This window comes from Streptomyces sp. NPDC088147, assembly GCF_044741565.1.
GTDB lineage: Bacteria > Actinomycetota > Actinomycetes > Streptomycetales > Streptomycetaceae > Streptomyces.
In genome coordinates this window covers 293,490-311,440 of sequence record NZ_JBIUSY010000005.1, presented here as the reverse complement: position 1 = coordinate 311,440, position 17,951 = coordinate 293,490, and the positions used below count along the sequence as shown (strand labels likewise).

The window sequence follows — 17,951 nt, the reverse complement described above, 5'->3', positions numbered from 1 at the left end:
CACGTGCAGGTCAGGCGGAGGTCGTTCCCCGGCGGCGGCGCGAGCGTCGTTGCTGTGCACGGCTCGCTGCGATGGCGGTGTCCCCTCCGGGCAAGATGTTGTTTCGGTCGTATTTTGTGGCGCGATGCATTTAGCGAGCCAGTCCGATAGATCCATTTAGTGCGCATTGGGCGGGTACATGACGACCGTAGAGGGATGCCGCAGGAGCACCTACTATCCAGTATCGAAAACGCATGCGAATTCGCGATCTACTCCGTCGACTGCGTTGTCAGTGGATGCGCTTAAGCTCGTGCCAGTTGTTAAATCAGCAGGTGGGGGCGAGCAGAAGTATGTCTTCGGGCTTCGCGGTTGGACACCTCGTCGAGTTCACGGGGGCTCCGGGCATCGGCCGGGTTGGCGCCATCGACGGCGAGCTGCTGCGCGTCGACTTCTTCGAATCAGTAGCTGAGGAGGTCGTCCACTCTCAGCGTGTGCCGGCGAAGAGCTGCTGGCGGGCCAAACTCGAAGCAGAAACGCGGGTCTATTGGCGCGAACCGAGCACCGGAGATTGGCTCGCTGCCCGGGTCACGGGGGAGCATCTCCCGGAATACTTCATCCAGGTCCCCAACAAGAAGTGGAACGAGCGCGCGAACGAGTGTGATCTCCGAGTGCGCTGGGACCGCCCCGTTCACGATCCCCTCCAAGTCCTCACGAGTGGTGGTGGCGAGTCGGGGTTCTTCCGCGACGCTCGGCTTCCCTTCCTACGTGACCTCGTTGCACAACGGGCTGCTTGCGCGAACATGGCTGCGCTGCTGTCCTCGGCTGCCGAGGTCTTCCCACACCAGATCCGCGCGGCAATGACGGTGCTCACTGATCCGGTGCAGCGATACCTCATCGCAGACGAAGTAGGCCTGGGGAAGACCATCGAGGCTGGGTTCGTCATCCGGCAGACCCTCCTGGACGATCCGCAGGCACGAATTACAGTCGTTGCCCCCGAGCCACTGCGGCGCCAGTGGGACAAGGAGCTCCGCAGCAAGTTCTTCGTCGACGACTTTCCTTCAGCCCGGATTGTGATCACGTCCCACGAGACGCCGGAGAAGTGGTCCGCGTACCACGACAGTGCACTTGTCGTCGTGGACGAAGCCCATGCACTGGTGCAGAACGCCGACGAGGGCCTCTCGCCCTACCGGGAACTATCCGCCCTGGCGCACTCCGCACCGAAGCTTCTGCTCCTGTCCGCGACCCCCGTGACTTCGCACTACACCACTCACCTCGGCCTGCTGCACCTGCTCGACCGCGACCTCTACAGCTGGGACGACCGCGAAGCTTTCGAGCACCGCTACGCCCTACGAGCCGAGTTGGCCGACAGCGTCTACGCCCTGGATGCCACCTTCACCTTCCTGCTGAGGTCCACGCTCAACAACATCCGGCGGATCCTTCCCGATGACCCCCGATTTGAGCACCTTGCAGATCGGATCGTCGAATGCCTCACTGAGGACGATGACCTCCGCGATGAAGTAGAACCCGATGAGCTCTCCCTGCGCGTGGAGGAGTTGCGGGGGCACATCAGCGAGACGTACCGCCTACACCGTCGGGTGATCCGACACCGGCGCGACCAGGTGGAGAGGCCGGAAGACGATACTGAAGAAGGCGAATCCTACGCTGTCCGCGGGCGGAAGCTCTCGGACGTCATCACCCTGCCGTCCACCTTTGATGCGGTCGAAACTGCCCTTACAGAGTGGCGCATTGGCGTCTCGAGTTCCTTGCTCGATGCCGGGCTTGAAGATCAGACCACCGCGTACGCCCGCATCCTCGGTGTCCTCATGTCCAGGACGGGCGGGCCCTTCGACGACTTTGTCGATGCCCTGCGCTGGCGGGTCCGCAGAGATGCCGAGGCGGCGCAACGAGCCGGCCTCAGTGCCCAGGAACAGGCCATGCTCGCCGTGCCCACTCTCATCCCTGCAGAGGTGGAAGCACTCGACGAGCTAGAGAGGCACCTCGACGAAGCAGAGGGCAACCAGCCACTCAAGGCGACGGTCAACGCCCTCGTCCCAACTCTGAATCGCGGTGGACGCATCGTTGTCTTCTGCGGTGCGGGAGTGCTGGCGCAACAACTGGCGTCGTATCTACGGCGGTTGTCTCGTACAGCCTGTGTTGTGGAGCACACCGCACAGGCCGGAGCGGCGGCTTCTGAGGATGCGGTCACGAAGTGGCGCACGGCGCCGGGCACGTCCGTCCTTGTCGCCGACCACACCGCCGAGGATGGCCTGAACCTTCAGGTCGCGAGTGCCGTTGTTCATATGCGCCTGCCGTGGAACCCCAACCAGCTCGAACAACGGATCGGACGGGTTGACCGTTATCCCAGTGGCGAGTCCGGCAGCCAACTCGATGAAGCCAGCCAGTACGTGGTCAGCGCAAGCGCCGAGGATGAAGCCCTTGGCACGGCGTGGCTCAACCTGTTGCGTGAGGGCTACGACGTCTTTTCGAGGTCAGTGTCGACACTGCAGGACGCCATCGCAGAAGGCCGCGATGCTGTCTGGAACGACGCCCTACGAGATGGCCCGTCCGGGCTCGCGTCCGCCCAGCAACGAGTTCAAGATCAGCTCCGCGAAGCGCGCCAACAGATCGAGAAGATGGACATGCTCGAAGCCATCTACCTCGATGTCGATGACCGAGACAGCATGGTCAAGACCCTCAGGGGGCTAGAACTGGAGTGGAGAGAGATTCAGCGCGGTGTCTTCCGGTACACGAGCGCAGGATCTGGCGGTATCAACATCCGCCACTACGAGCGCACGGCCGGCAAGAGCGCCTTCGATCTCGTTGGGTCACGGCCGCAGGTGCCGCCGCGGCTCTACGTGGCGCAGACCGCGGCGCTGGGTCCTGCCATGGCCCAGGGGACGTTCAACCGGTCCAGGGCCCTGCGTGATCCTGGCACAAGGTTGTTCCGCATAGGCAACCCCTTCATCGACGCGCTCGCCGCGTTGAGCGGCATCGACGAACGTGGCCAGGCCACTGCCTACCAGCGAGCGGACCCCAGCCACATGGGTGACCCGGAGCCTTACTTCGGCTTCGACTTCCTGGTTGAGGCCGACATCTCCGTGGCGGCAGAGGCGATGGCCAACCGGGGAGAGGTGGAACGGGCGTTGCAGCGCCAGGCCGATTTCCTGCTTCCGCCGTTCACGCACAGAGTGTGGGTGCGGGCTGGAAGCACCGAGGCACTGACGCTGGCCTCGGCGCTCGAATGGCTGAACGACTCCTACAGCAACCAAGAGTGTCAAAACCTGAGTGGTCAGCGGATTCGTGTTCTCATCGACGTGTTCGGTGGCTGGTCGGAGTTCCGGCATGCTGCTGAGACCGCCGAGAAGGTCGCACGCGACGAACTCTTCTGCGTCACTGACCTGAAGGCACTCTGTGCCGAGGCCCAGGAACGCGGTCGCCGACGACTCGCCGTGACTCGGGCGCAGGCAGAGGCCCGCAGGGCTGCCGGTCGCCTCCTGCGTGAGGACGAAAGCCAACTGGCAGATGTGAAGACCGCTGGTCTGCTCATCGACGGCCTCATGCAGCCCAGCGTACGGCTCATGGTTGCAACCTGCGTTCTCCGCGCTGAGCGAAAGGGGGCACAGGCAGGTGCGTGACAGTTGGATTGGGGCACAGCAACTCTTTGACGCCTGGCCGTTCGTTGTCCCGACGCCGGAAGAGGCGGAATACAGCGGCACATTGCGGCGGCTCAAGGATGCCCTCGACGGCCTGACTGAACAGAGGGCCTCGTGGCGTGACGTGGCAGCATTGACACGGCAGATCCTTCTCGAAGCTCAGGCCGGCGGAAACACCTTTGGCCTTTCAGTTCCAACTGGCGCACCGCTGCCCACGCGAGAACAGTGGGAACAGATGCGTTGCCATGCGCTCCCGGACAGCCGTCGTGTCTTGGTCACAGCCCGGCCGTGGCACCCTGGCGGGGAAGATCAGAAAGCTGACGAAGCAGCCACGTACGACTTGGAGAAGGTCCACCTCGGGGAAAGCCTTCAAGCACACCTTGAGTTGGAGCCGTGTCCAGCTGACCCCTTTTGGATCCGTGCTCTCGGCAGCGGTTACGCTCAGTACAAGTCAATCGGGCAGCGGCAAGCTGCGCGCGCTGTGGCACTCGCAGAGCCTGGCAGCACTGTCATCGCTTGCTTGCCGACCGGCCACGGCAAGACCGCCCTCGTACAGGCTCCGGCTCTGCTCGCAAGCAACCGTACCGGAGTCACGTTGGTCGTAGTGCCGACTGTCGTGCTCGCGTTGGACATGGAACGTCGCGCCCAGGAGTTGCTGAACAGCCGCGGACGACAAAGTCCCTCCGGCCGCTACGCCTACATCGGCGGCCTCGACGAGAACCTCAAGCAACAAATACGAGAAGATATCCGGACAGGTAAACAGCGGCTAGTCTTCACAAACCCTGAATCGCTCGTTTCTGGACTTAAGTCTGCGCTGGAAGATGCTGCCGAGGCAGGCCACCTTCATTACTTCGTCATTGACGAGGCCCACCTCGTCGAGCAATGGGGCGAAGGCTTTCGACCTGAGTTCCAAACCATGTCCGTCCACCGTCGGACCTGGCTGAGCGCAGCACCGCCCGGACGTGCACCCGTGACGGTCTGCATGAGCGCCACACTCACCGAACAGCAGGTAACCACGCTCGAGAAACTCTTCGCAGACCCCAAGCCAGCCGAGATCGTTTGGGGCGCCCAGGTGCGCCATGAACCCAGCTACTACATCGATGCCTTCACGGACGAGGAGCAGCGCACCGAGGCAATCCTTCGCGCCATCGACCGTCTACCGAAACCACTAGCTCTGTACGTGACAGAGCGGAAGGACGCTAAGGCGTGGCTCGACCGCCTACGCACAGCCGGCTTCGCACGAGTAGCTGACGTCGCAGGCTATTCCAGCTCCGACGAACGCCGAAACGCAGTGGAAGGCTGGAGCGGCCGTTCCGCTTCGGGCCCTATCCCCACCAGATACGACATCGTCGTAGGAACTTCAGCCTTCGGCCTGGGTGTAGACCTACCCGACGTCCGCAGTGTGGTGCACGCTTGCCTGCCCGAAACCGTCGACCGCTACTACCAGGAGGTAGGGCGCACAGGCCGGGACGGACGTCCGTCCGTGGCCTACCTGGCGTCCGCCCCTCGGGATGAGCCCGTCGCCGAAGGCATCAATCGGCAAGCGATCATCGGTGCAGACAAGGCGTGGTCGAGGTGGCGGTGGATGTGGACGCTCAGAGACAAGACCTACGCACGTCCGCGTCACTACCTTGTCAATCTTGACTCCATCCCGGACAACGTCCACGACACCTCCGAGGCCAACCGCGACTGGAACATCCGCACCCTGAACCTCATGCTGCGCGCCGGGCTCATCGGTCTCCACGTTCCTGAACCGCCCCAGCGACGCGATGACGAACCACGCGCAGCCTTCCAGGAACGCCTCGACCGGTTCTACGAGGTGGCATCCACGCACGTGGACGTCACGCTCGAAGACACTCAGACCAACGACGAGGAGCACTTCCGGACTCGGTTCGAAGCGGAGCGCCGACGCTCAATCACCGCGCAGCGACACGCCCTAGCCGATCTCCGCACCCTGCTACGTGGTGATCGATGCACAGGCGAGGTTCTCAGCACCTACTACCGCGTCCAGCAAGGCGGTGCCCCACTGCTGACAGGGGTGAATTGCCGAGGCTGCCCCAGTTGTAGAACGACAGGCCTTCCACAGGAGAACGGCTTCTACAAGCTGGCCGGAGACCCTCATCCACTGGTTCCAGCCCCTAGCCGGACCAGCCACGATCCACTCCGAAGCATGCGAGGCACAGCGTCCTGCCTCAGTTTGTGGTGGGGGACCGAGAATGACCGTCAGGTCAAGGTGCCTAGGCTGTTGGAGATGCTGGCCCTTCGTGGCATGAATGTCATTGGTGGGCCAGGAATCACGCCATCTCTAGCTGAAGCCCTTCAGGAGGATGTGGCACCGCACCCGATCATCTGCGACACCGACGCGGATCTACTCCGCTTCTACGAAGGCCCCATCGTCTGGGTTCTGGAAGACGATCCCTCACCGATGGACCGGGTACTCAGGTCGCGACTTGACTCACCAGACGTGACCTACTTGATCCACCCGCGAAGCACGCCGGATCCGAGTTGCCCAGCCCTGGCCTTCGGCGCTTTTCATCCTCAAAGTTTCTCCGTTCAGACCGCGTTGGAGTCGTTCTGATGGCCCTGATCAACGTGGACGCTTCGCGCCCCGACCCCATGTGGGCAGTCGTCCGTCTACTGGCTCACTCGAAGAAGCCAGTACCACTCAACGGCGCACGCGCTCTGCTGAGTCCACCGACCCTCGCATCTGGTGACAAAGATGCGTCGGAGATGTTCAACAAGGCCGTCAAGACGCTGCGGGAGCTCGGGCTGCTTCACGTCGACGAATCCACCGGTGAGCTGACGCTCATGGGACCCGCTGAGCATCTCGACGGCCAAGACTGGGACGCATTCGCGGCTGCGCTGCGCAGCGCCGTCTTCGCATCTGAGCGCAACAGTGGTTTGGGCGACAACGATGAACAGAGAGAATCCCGAGACCTCACGCGTGCCCTGACATGGTTCCTCACGCTAGATCCCATGGGCCCTCCCGTGGACTGGGACCAGGCGCAGGACCTCATGAAGGAGACCCCTCTCAGGCCCGAGGCGGGACCGGCTGTCGTAAACGCCGAGCGATGGCGACAGTTCTGCGAATGGGCCCCGGCGCTAGGGCTCGCAGCACGACCACTCCTTGCCGGCGGAGGTGGCAGTCGATTGGTACCCGACTGCACCGCTGCGGTCAGATACGTCATACAGCGCCTGTGGGAGACGGGCCGCCAGGTGAATGCCGTAACAGCCGTCCGAAGCATCCGCGAGCACTTGCCCATACTCTCCGGCGCCCAATACTCCCTGGCTCTCGACCTCCCCAACCCCGGTGACCGTGTAGCGGGCCCTGTCCTCTCCTTTGCGCTGCTTCGCGGTAACGACGAGGGCTGGCTGCGCCTGGAACTCGATTCCGATGCCGCATTGGTGCTGCAGGTGACCGATCCAGAGCAGCCCTCGAGTCCGCGCTACGTAAGCGACATCACGATCGAGGAGGTCCCAAGTGCCTGACTTCCGCGGGAAGGTCTGCTGGGATCCCGCTACGGCCGCCAACACCATCAGCGTGGAGGCGATCTCCCCTTCTCCTGCTGTCTTTCGGGCCACTCATGCGCCGTTGCGTATCCAACGAGCGCGGCTTGACGGCCGGCAACTCGCGCTTGAAGGCCAGCCGATTGACGAGCGGACGGTCCTTCACGACTTCCTGAACCACGAGTCCAACAGCGGCGCATTGCTTATGCCCATCGTGGGCGAGTCCGGGTCCGGAAAGTCTCACCTCGTCAGATGGGTCCGTGAGCACCTCGAACTGGTCGACGACAGGCCTCATGATCGCGAGATCATCTACCTTGAGAAGCACAGGACAAGCCTCAGGGCAGTGGTGCAGAGCCTGATCGCCAAGGCGGACAGTGACGAACTGAAGCAACTCAAGTCGGAGATCGACAAATTCACCGCTGATATCGATGCGTCAGCTCTTGCTCGGCGACTGATCCATTCCCTTAATGAGACCCTCGTAGCCGAGACTGGAAGCGGTGTATCAGGACCGGCGCGGCAACTCTTCGGCCCTCATGGTCTCGGAGCACTCCTTGACGATCCGCACGTCAGTGAATTCATGCTCCAGCCCAAGAAATTTGTTCCACAACTGGCCATTTATCTCCTTCGGGACCGCACCAAGGGAGATGAAGATCGCCCACCGAAGTTCACAGTTGATGATCTCCCGCTAGACATCACTGACGTCAGTAAGGCTTCGGCGCTCGCCAAGAAGTGGGTCCAGGTTCTCAGCTCCAAGGCCGAACTCCAAGAGATCGCGATCGACCTCCTGAACGAGCACTTGGAGACTGCGATCAATCGCAGCTTCAACCTGGGCATGGGCCGCTTGCTAGAGGCCATGACCCTTGTCCGTGAGGAGTACCACCGACAGGGAAAAGAGATCATTCTTCTCATCGAGGACTTTGCCCTCATTCAGGGGGTGCAGAAGGACCTGCTGGACGCCGTCGTCGAAGCCGCCCACCGGGAGGGGGCGACACGGCTAGCCCCCATCCGTACCCTTATGGCGGTAACGACTGGTTACTTCCGTGACTTGCCAGAGACTGCGCTCACCCGTGTACAAGCAAACCTGGGATACGCGTATGACCTGGATGTTCCGTTCAGTGAAGAAGACACCGGTGAAGAAGCCATCGCTGCATTCGTTGGCCGCTACCTCAACGCAGCGCGCATCGGCAAGGATCAACTGGAACAGGTAGGCGGTGCCGAACCGCCGAACGCATGTGACGCCTGTCCCCAGCAGCCTCGTTGTCACGACGCGTTTGGAGCATCGGGCGAGGGATATGGGCTCTACCCCTTCAATCGCCCAGCCTTGACTCGCATGGTCCACTCCACAGCTTCGAAGGATGAACCGTGGGGGTTCGTCCCCCGAACGGTGCTCGGGAGTGTGGTACGACCAATTCTCATTGAGCACGCTGGGTCGCTGCGGCGCGGGGAGTTTCCCGACGTGGCCTTCTCCGAGAGCTTCCCTACGGCTGACATCGACACAACGCTCGACACAGCCGTGCGATCGTTCATCGATACCAATGATCGGGTGGCCGGCCCACGGCGGAAGCTGATCCTTGAGTTCTGGGGCGACGCGGCTGCTCGGGGCATCGAAATCGATTCCACAGTGTTGGAGGCCTTTGCTCTCAACCCCATGGCTGCTGGGGTCCAAGCCCCTCCGCAGCAGCCACGACGTGAGGTTGAGCCTTCCCCCCAACACAGCGCCACGCCAGGCACTGCCAAGACGGAATACAAGATCTATCCGCTGTCTGTTCAGCGGAGCCTCCAGAACATCGAGGAGTGGGTGACCCGCGGCGACGACCTCAAGCAGGATCATGCCCGAGCCATCCGCACAGTCATCGCCACAGCAGTAGCCGAGCGGTATCGCTGGAATACGCCGCTCATGCAGGCCCAGGGCAACGTGAAGGAGAAGGGCTGGCCGAACAACGCGACCGTCGTCAGCATCGAAGGCTCTGCTGTCGCAGGCATCACAGGTGCTGATAGCGCGCCGATCCAGTTCAAGCGGAGTGCTACGAACAGCAGGTTCTTCCAGAGCTTGATCCGCGCACAGAACGGGTTGGACCAGGTCCGCGGAGAGGACATCCGGAGGCTCGCGACCCTCGCCGAGCGGCACGCCGGTGCGCTGGCATCCCGGGTTCAACGCAACTTGGAGGTCACGGACGACGACCTTGTCCTGGGCCTACGGGCGTCCGTTCTGGGAGCAGTTCTTGCTGGCCGCTGCTGGCCTGGCATGAGCATCGAAGAGCTCCTGGCGGCAGCGGTGGACGACGGCGACGCTTGGAGAGGTGCCGGCGTCATGTCAAGGCCGGACCGGTGGACCGCCGCCCTCAACCAGCACCTGTCGGCGCGCAGCGCCCTGGTGAAGCGTATTCGTACCGGAATCGGCATCTCGCAGGGCAGCAGGGGAGCCGTGGGCATGATCGATGCAGCCCGGGCAGTCCCTCTGCTGGAAGAGGCAACAGGCACCTGGGCGTGGGAAATGCCAGCGGGCAGCATCCCAGAGTGGGTGAAGCCCGCAGTCAAACCATTCGCGTCGTGGTCCACGCTCATCGACGGGCAAGTCACGGTGCTCAGGGACTGGCTGAGCGACATCCGGATGCGGCAACCCCGCAGCACCCCGGGGAATCACACCCTGGCCAGCATCAGATCTGCCGTTGATAGGGCAAGAGAGGTCAGTCTGTCGTTGCCCGCCCAACGAGCGCGTGAACTCGATGCTCTCCTTGAGCAGGCCGCTGCTGTGGAGTGGTCCGCGATCTCCGCTCTGGAAGACGACCTGGGTCGGTGTTTCGACGACGATCGCCCTGAGGCGTCGCGTCTGACTGCGCGCATCCGTACGGCCGCCCAGGACCGAGGAGCTTCCATCGCAGTTATCCGGAACCTGCTTTGTGTCGCTGATGAGTGGCTTGATGAGGCACTGAAGGGCGCCGAGATGCGGGCGAGTTCTTCGGCCGCAAAGAGCGCAGCCGAGGGCGTGCAGGAACTCGTTGCCGAATGGCGTTCCCTGGCAGTTGAAGGGGTTGATCAACAGTGACCCGGATGTCCGTGTACGAGAAGGCAAAGCTGCTTGAGGATCACGCTTCACGCATCGCGGATGGCGAGGACTCTCAGCGGCAGGCCGCTCGTGTATCAAGCCGGTTGCTGGAACTCCGCTCTCAGCTCAACCAGCTTCGCTCGCAACTGGCCGTCACGCAGGCTCTGCAGTCCCGCGGCGCGGGAATCGGCATCGACTTGTCCGGCATCGATGACGGCAGAGTTGGATTTGAACGCGGTCTGGGACCTAGCGGACTCCCCTCCAACCAGGTGTTCAACACGGCGAAGAGGAAGGCACAGGCGGCAACCGATCGCCTCGCGGAAGAGAATCAAGCGGCTTGGTCTGCCTGGACGGAGCAACTCCTCGCGGAACTTCCCCTGGCACGAATCTCGATGCTTGTCGAATTCGAGGCCGAGGAGCAGGCATCCAGGCGACAACTCGAAATGGAGCGAATCGCCAAGGGTAAGGCGTCCAAAGACGCCATCACCACATTCGCAACCACGTACGCCGGACTGGCGGAACTTCTTCAAGATACTCAAGATCCGCCGGAAGCACTTGTCGACCTGCTGAATCGGCTACGCGAGCAGCCTGGCCTGACGCTAGGCGACGTCACAGACGAAGAGATCGCGCTCCTTCGCGAATGCCGGATGGACGCCCACATCACCCTGAAGAGGAAGGGTTCGTGAACCAGAGCCCCGTAGACCGGAAGTTCGTCAACGAACTCCTGAACCAACTTGAAGATCTTGAGTTGCCCCTCCTCATGTGGGGCGTGACGGAAGGTGCGCTCTCAGAGGATGACGTCCTCAACTGTACTGAGCGGTTCCTCGACGAATGCGAGAATCCGCCAGCACTATCAGCTGTCGAGATCCTCCGCGAGATGCAGGGTCGCGCGCTGCTCTTCAAGGTGTCCTGGCCTACTGACGGATCGATCCGGTACCGCACTCGTTTTGCTGAAGCTCTGCGCTTGACCGCGGGACTGCGTCAACTGTTCCGTCCTCGCGGAGACTGGGCAGACGACACACCCAACGGGTGGTGGCGGCAAGGGAAGCGGCTCGTTGCTGACTACCGCCTACACGTTCGCTACCGCCGTTACCCGGATCGAGACATTCCGGGCTCCCAGGCACTCAAGGAGTTGCGCGCCCTTCCCGGTTGGGGCGATCTTCAAGACCGCGTTGCCCAGGATCAACTGGGCGGCAAGAACCTCGCCCGTTTTCAATTGGAGTCAACGCAAGCTGTCTTCTCCTCACTGCGAGGCCAAAACCGTTCCAAGGGCGTCATCGTCAGCGCCGGCACCGGCAGTGGCAAGACGCTGTCCTTTTACCTGCCCGCCTTCGCGGCCATAGCGGAGTACGCCCACAGCAGGGTTCAGAACAGGATCCACACTCTGGCTCTGTATCCGCGAACTGAGTTGCTGCGGGATCAGTTGCGCGATGCGATCGTCAATGCTCGCAGCGTTCAGAGCGCGCTCGTCAGTCAGGGGAAGAGGCCTCTGCGTCTCGGCGCACTCTACGGAGGCACCCCGAATCACGCCGACGACTGGCGACTTCAGCCCGGACGAGGTTCCGGCCGTTGGGCACGTGTAGGGGACGGCGCCGTGTGTCCCTTCCTTCCCTGTCCCAGCCCTGAGTGTGAAGACGGCGAGTTGGTTTGGTCCGACAGGGACCGCGCTGAACGCGTTGAACGCCTCATATGCCGACGCTGCGGGGACGAAATCCCGGAGGGTCAACTCGCCCTGACTCGCGAGTCCTTGAAGAAGAACCCGCCGCACCTGTTGTTCACCACTACCGAGATGCTGAACAATTGCAGCGCCGACGGCTACCTCGATAGCCTCCTGGGCTGGCGCGGGGGAAGCGTGCCGTCCCTGATGCTCCTCGATGAGGTGCACACCTACTCGGGAGTGCACGGGGCGCAGGTCGCCTACCTCCTACGCAGATGGAGGGACGCAGTAGGCAAACCCGTAACTTTCGTGGGCCTCAGCGCCACACTGCGCGACGCGAACCAGTTCTTCGCACAGTTGGTCGGCCTGCGCGAGAGCGACGTGGACCCCATTGCACCCGACGATGCCACCATGGTGCGGGAAGGCCGCGAGTACGCGCTCGCGCTGCGAGGCGACCCAGTCTCGGGAGCCAGTCTCCTGTCCACGTCGATCCAGACTGCGATGCTCTGGGGCCGCATACTCGACAACGGTGACGACGCCTTCCTCTACGGCTCGACCGGGTTCCTCTTCACGGATGCCCTGGACGTCACCAACCGCTTCTACAAGTACCTCCGCGACGCCGAGGGCGACCAGGACCACCGTGGGCGCACGAATCGCCGGGGTGACGTGCTGGCCGGGTTGCGGTCACGTGCGCGCCCTGAGCCCGGGCCTCGCTACCTCGAGGGACAGAACTGGGAACTCGTCGAGCGGATCGGTCATGAACTCGACCCCGATCTCCGCATGCATCCCTTGATCATCGGGCGGACCTCATCCCAGGACGCGGGGGTGAACCGCAATGCGAACCTCACCATCGCTACGGCTTCGTTGGAAGTGGGCTTCAACGATCCCCGGGTTGGTCTTGTCCTTCAGCACAAGGCACCGCGGAATGCTGCTTCGTTCATCCAGCGCCGCGGCCGCGCTGGCCGAGAGCGCGGGACTCGGCCGCTGACCATTGTGACCTTGTCGGACTACGGTCGCGATCGCCTGGCCTACCAGGGCTACGAAACGCTCTTTGCTCCGGAGGTCGCTGCCACGACCTTGCCGCTCAAGAACCGGTACGTCCTCAAGATCCAGGGAGCGCAGGCTCTCCTTGACTGGGCCGGGCGCAGGATGCGTGTCCAGGTCGGGCGGGGCGACGTGCGTAAGCTCCTGACAACCCAGGATGACCTGAGGATCTTGTCCGAGTACGAGAACGAGCGCCTCGGACTGATCAAGATCCTGCATCAACTGCTGACCGAGGAGCGTGTCCAGGACGAGTTTGCACGACACCTCGTCAAGGCGTTGAAGATCAGCGTTGACGACGCGCAGGCCGTGTTGTGGGAACAGCCTCGCTCCCTCCTCATGGCCGTCGTGCCCACGGCTCTTCGCCGGCTCCGCTCTCGTTGGGAACCTCTTGTAAACGACCCGGGCATGGGCAAGAAGGCCATGCTGCCCGAGTTCATCACCCGTACCCTGTTCGAGCCGCTGAACCTTCCTGAGGTCGATCTGGAACTCCCCTTCGACAATGGGGACGGATCCATCGAGCACATGCCCATCGGTAAGGCGCTGACTGAAGCCGTGCCGGGACGGGTCAGCCGACGTTTCGGATACCTGGACGACACTCACCGCACGTGGCTCCCCATCCCCGACGAGGACGGCCACGTGCTCAACCTGAGGGAAATCGTCACCGAGGGCAGGCTGGAGGGAACCTGGCAGCCTCATGGATGCGATGGCGCCCACTTCGAAGTCGTCCGCCCCTTGAGTCTCGCACTTTCCCAACCCGATCCCGACATCGTGGACCAGTCCCACGGACAGCCGCAGTGGGGCACCCAGATGGTAGTGGAGGACGACGCACCCCTCAGTGAAGGGACCGTGCCGAAGCCTTCTCCCTGGCAACGTCGCATTGACAAGGTCAGCTTTGCGACTCACGCGGCCGGCAACCCTGTACAAGTGCGCCGCATGACGTTCGGCGCTGAGTGCAACGTCCGCCGGGAACGCCAGAACAGTCAAGCCCGCACTGTTCGATACGAACTCCGGGGACGACCGGCCGCACTCGGATTCGCCTTGGGTGTCGACGCCATCCGCTTCGCACTTAAGCCGCTCAACCTCGACGATCCAGCTGTCAGGGAGTACCTCACTACGCCTCAGTGGCGCTCTCTGGCCTTCTTGCATACGGTTCAGGATGATCCGGCCTTGGCCGAGATCTCCGACAGCTTCCAGAGGGAGCGCCTGGCTCAGATCTATCTGACCGCGTTCGCTCTGACCGGACTCGACGGGAACCGCACGAACGCTGACGTCCGTGCGCTGCTGAAGAACGGTTCCTGGACTCACAATCTCTCCAAGATCTTCCAAGTGCTCTACCGTGACTCCGACGTGACTGAGCAGGAGGTCGACGGTGATCGACTCGTGTCAGAGTTGATCAAGCTTGTCGCCAACAGCACGGTCATCACAGCTCTGGACAGGGCAGCAGAGCTGCTGGTAGCAGAGGACATTTCAGCTGAGACCAGCCCGCTCGCGCGGCGCACATACCGCGACACGATGGCAGCTGCGATTCTCGCTGCTGCTCAACGCGCGTGCCCGAACGCACAGGACGGCGATCTCATCGTTGACACACTTCCCGGTGCGGGAGAGGACTCGCTCACCGAGGTGTGGCTCAGTGAAACGTCCGTGGGTGGGTTGGGGATCGTTGAGCAGTTGGTCGACTTCTACTCGAAGGATCCCCGGCAGTTCTGGGGGCTTGTGACGAGCAGCCTCGCGCCAAGCGAATACGAGTACGTCGACGCCACGCTGACCCGGTTCCTCCGGCACGTCATCGACGAACCCAGCGGAACAGCTGCCCAGGCAATGGCGACACTCCGGGCTGGCAGTTCCGCCAAGGAGGCCGAGGACGCTCTGGACGTCCTTCGCGAGGCCTGGGCACGGCTCGACGGCCCGCCTCGGCATGCAGCTGTTGCTGCCCTGTCCACGCGGCTTCTGCGCCCGGGGTCTGGACCCGATACTGACGTCACCGCTCTCGTCCTTGTTGACGCATGGACGGAGTTGGAGCAACGTCTCCGGGTCGAGGTCGACGCTCGCGTAATCGCATACGCCGTAGGATCCGGCAAGCTCCAGATGGAAGGCGCCCGGTCCCTGACCGCAGACCAGGTCTTCAGTCTTCTGTGGCCCCGTGGCCACCAGGCCCGCACTCAAGACCTGAAGCACTACCAGCCATACGCCGACAGCCCCGTCCTCGAGCGTCTGCTGGTCCAAGCCGCACACGATGACCGTATACCGGTGATCGACGTCACCAAGCCCACCTGGGATAACGCCTACCGGCAGCAATTGACCGCGACCTCGGCTGTCGAGATGGTCTGTCCAGCGGGAGACGCAACTCTGATGGCTCAAGCCTTGAAGCAAGTTCCGGTCACGCCCATCGACCGGGATGTGCTGCGCGTCTACGGAGAAGTCTGCGGCGTGGTCCGCCACCAGAACGAGATTCGAGTCAGGGTCGAATTGAGGGAGGCAGCCCAGTGAAATCCCAGGAACGAACCCTCCGCACTGGGCAGCACACCGCGATTCGCGTTGACACCATGCTGTCCGCCGCGCTGATTGCGGAGTTCATCGCACCCAGCGACCACCTGTGGTTGGTGTCCGCATGGATCACTGACGTCCAGGTCCTCGACAACAGCCACGGCGCCTACGACGCACTCTTTGGCGACACCCCTCCCGTGGGGTGCCGACTCTCAGACGCCGTGGCCCGCATCGCCCATGGTGGCGCACAGGTACACGTCGTGACCCGCGATGATCCCCACAACGAGGACTTCCTGCGCCGGCTGATGAAGGCGGCATCAGGAAGGAAGCCTCACATCGTCCGCGACCCGGATATCCACGAGAAGACGCTGTGCGGGAATGACTGGATGCTGAGTGGATCGATGAACTTCACGATCCGAGGCATGGCCCGGAACGACGAAAAGATCACTTACCGGGCAGGCGGCGACGCTGCCGCTCAAGCACGCATTGACCTGGCCGAGCGGTGGGGGAACGGAGAATGAACCAGACCACGTCCTGGACCATTGATCGTATCCAGGCGTTCCTGCACAGGTTCTTCGGCGATGGCAACGACGCATGGCCCAAGATGGACCCCAAGCACTCGTGGACAGCGCGCACCGAGCCCTTCGTCAAGATTGCGCTGGGCGATAACGACGCGCCCATCGTTCTCCCTCGTTGGGTCGCCGAAAACCAGTCGTACTCGATGTACGCCATTGCACGTGACCCAGCAGATGCCGGCAAGACAGCTGAACTCATTGAGGCATTTGCCGGGCCTACGTACATTTACTGCAACATGGAGCGCGGTGGCCTTCGTCCAACCCTCCTCAACCGGGACGATCCCGTGGAACGCGCCGTCATCGACCTGGCTGGCGAACGTTCCACTTTCCGGCTGACAACCGGGGAGAGCGACAAGTACCGGCAGGGCCTGACTGATGCTCTGCTACTGATGCAGCAGACCTACCTGAGGCGTCCGCCAAGGCTATGGCGCGTCGTAAAACCGGTCGGGCGTCTCATCGCCGAGTTCGACGCGGCTCTCGCGGCCGGCGGCGAAGCTGCGTCGCTTGACCTCCTTGAGCAACTCGCTGCCGCGGGCGGGCTCACTGCGACGAATCTCGCGCATCTCAAGCTCAAGAGACTTGACCGTCTCGGAGCGAGTACCAAGGTGCTGGAGTTCCCGGCACTCCAGGACGTGGCCCGGCAAGATCCTCCTGCGCCGGTGAAGGCAGCAATCCTGAACGCCGTGTACACCGTTGCTCTGGAGGAGCCACTCGCGGCTCGGAATCTGGAGGCGGCCAAGTCCAACCTCATCACCCACGGCAGGGCCGTCCCCGAGTTGCTCGCAGGCGACCCGCGGTTGTATGGACCGCAGGCCATGACGGTGCTCCTACTGGCTTGCGTGATTCTCAAGAACGCAGAGGCCGCACGCCGGTTTGTGACGGCTGCTGAGGACCTTGACCAGACACCCGAGATCCCCACGCTTGTGTTGAACGAGGCCAATGTCCTCATTGCGCAGGCTTCGGACGACCTCGATGCCTCCACAGCCGCGCAACCCGAGGAGTCGGCCGACACGGCCACTCCGATCAACGATTGGCCAGCCCTGTTCTTCGCGCTCGCCGAGGGCGACAGCGCGGCGAAGGACGCTCTGGATGAGGAACAGTGGACCTTGTGGCCCACTCCTGCAGAGCACGATGGGACCCTCGCCGAGTTCCTGGACGGGTTGAGCGACGGTGCCGCGCGAGAACTATGGCGGGCAGTAGGCTCGTTCATCGATGCCGTGGGCTACGATGACCCCGCACCCGAATGCGCCCACGCATTCATCCGCAACGCAGTGCTTTTCAACCGCTACAGCCCTGGCGACTTGGCGGCCTTGCAGGCGCTGATGGAGATCGCATTTCGCGCTGCTCCCTCTGCCGAGCAGTACGCGGAGATCCTAAAGGACATCGGTTCGGACTCGGAACGGTGGGTTGCTCCCGAACGGGCCTCGGCCGTCTTGGACTTCGTCGACCGCTTGTTCCTTGCAGCGTGCCCTGATCCTGAGGCCCGCACGAGCCTGTGCTCGCAGCTGCTCGGGCCTCTGTCTGCACACAGCCGCCGTCTCACTGAGGCAGACCTTGCCTTCGCTCGCCGGCTCTCTGAAGACCTCGGCATCAACTTCTCCTGGGATGCTCCTGCTGGCGAAGACGGCAAGGAGAGCACGCCCGTCGAGTTCCCCTCGGCGACACTGCTGCTCTACTCACTGGACGAGGCAGTGCTCACCCGATGCCAGGAGGAACTGAAGCGGCTCGCTCCCGCTGTGAAGGTCTTGACGGCCTACGACCATGTAGGCACGCCGCAGCTGCGGCAGAAGGCCCGTACTGCCAATGTGATCGCTGTGGCCACGCGCTGCGCCAAGCACGCGGCCACCGGCTTCATTGATCAGAACAAGACGACAAAGCACGTCGGATATGCGAACGGGAGTGGCTCCGCGTCGCTCCTCCGCGCTGCCGTCGATACGCTCCGTCTCGCAGCAGCAGAGTCTTAACAGAGCGGGGGCCGCCCAGGACAGGGCGGCCCCCGTAGCAAG

General features: G+C 62.9%; 8 protein-coding genes. All 8 read left to right on the top strand.

Annotated elements, in window-relative coordinates; translation table 11 throughout:
* Positions 1 to 329 precede the first annotated feature (329 nt).
* The 8 genes from dpdE to dpdD are packed head-to-tail and all read left to right on the top strand — an operon-like array spanning position 330 to position 17,909.
* A complete protein-coding gene (gene dpdE, locus ACIOGX_RS19395; RefSeq protein ID WP_401914634.1) occupies positions 330 to 3,614 on the top strand; it encodes a protein DpdE in 3,285 nt (1,094 codons plus the stop codon).
* Positions 3,607 to 6,210: a protein DpdF gene (gene dpdF / locus ACIOGX_RS19390; RefSeq protein ID WP_401914631.1), complete on the top strand. Its 2,604-nt coding sequence runs from the start codon at positions 3,607 to 3,609 to the stop codon at positions 6,208 to 6,210. The genes dpdE and dpdF overlap by 8 nt, the downstream gene beginning before the upstream one ends.
* On the top strand, positions 6,210 to 7,121 hold the full coding sequence (gene dpdG / locus ACIOGX_RS19385; protein ID WP_401914629.1) for a protein DpdG: 912 nt from the start codon (positions 6,210 to 6,212) through the stop codon (positions 7,119 to 7,121). The genes dpdF and dpdG overlap by 1 nt, the downstream gene beginning before the upstream one ends.
* Complete coding sequence (gene dpdH / locus ACIOGX_RS19380) at positions 7,114 to 10,185, top strand: protein DpdH (protein WP_401914626.1); 3,072 nt, start codon at positions 7,114 to 7,116, stop codon at positions 10,183 to 10,185. The genes dpdG and dpdH overlap by 8 nt, the downstream gene beginning before the upstream one ends.
* 5 nt (positions 10,186 to 10,190) lie before the next feature.
* Complete coding sequence (locus ACIOGX_RS19375) at positions 10,191 to 10,871, top strand: hypothetical protein (protein ID WP_401914624.1); 681 nt, start codon at positions 10,191 to 10,193, stop codon at positions 10,869 to 10,871.
* A complete protein-coding gene (dpdJ, locus tag ACIOGX_RS19370; protein WP_401914622.1) occupies positions 10,868 to 15,373 on the top strand; it encodes a protein DpdJ in 4,506 nt (1,501 codons plus the stop codon). Before ACIOGX_RS19375 ends, dpdJ begins: the two co-directional genes overlap by 4 nt.
* The gene (gene dpdK / locus ACIOGX_RS19365; protein WP_401914619.1) at positions 15,370 to 15,891 is read left to right on the top strand and encodes a phospholipase D-like domain-containing protein DpdK; all 522 of its coding nucleotides are present in this window, start codon (positions 15,370 to 15,372) and stop codon (positions 15,889 to 15,891) included. Before dpdJ ends, dpdK begins: the two co-directional genes overlap by 4 nt.
* On the top strand, positions 15,888 to 17,909 hold the full coding sequence (gene dpdD, locus ACIOGX_RS19360; RefSeq protein ID WP_401914616.1) for a protein DpdD: 2,022 nt from the start codon (positions 15,888 to 15,890) through the stop codon (positions 17,907 to 17,909). The genes dpdK and dpdD overlap by 4 nt, the downstream gene beginning before the upstream one ends.
* The last annotated feature ends 42 nt before the right edge of the window (positions 17,910 to 17,951 follow it).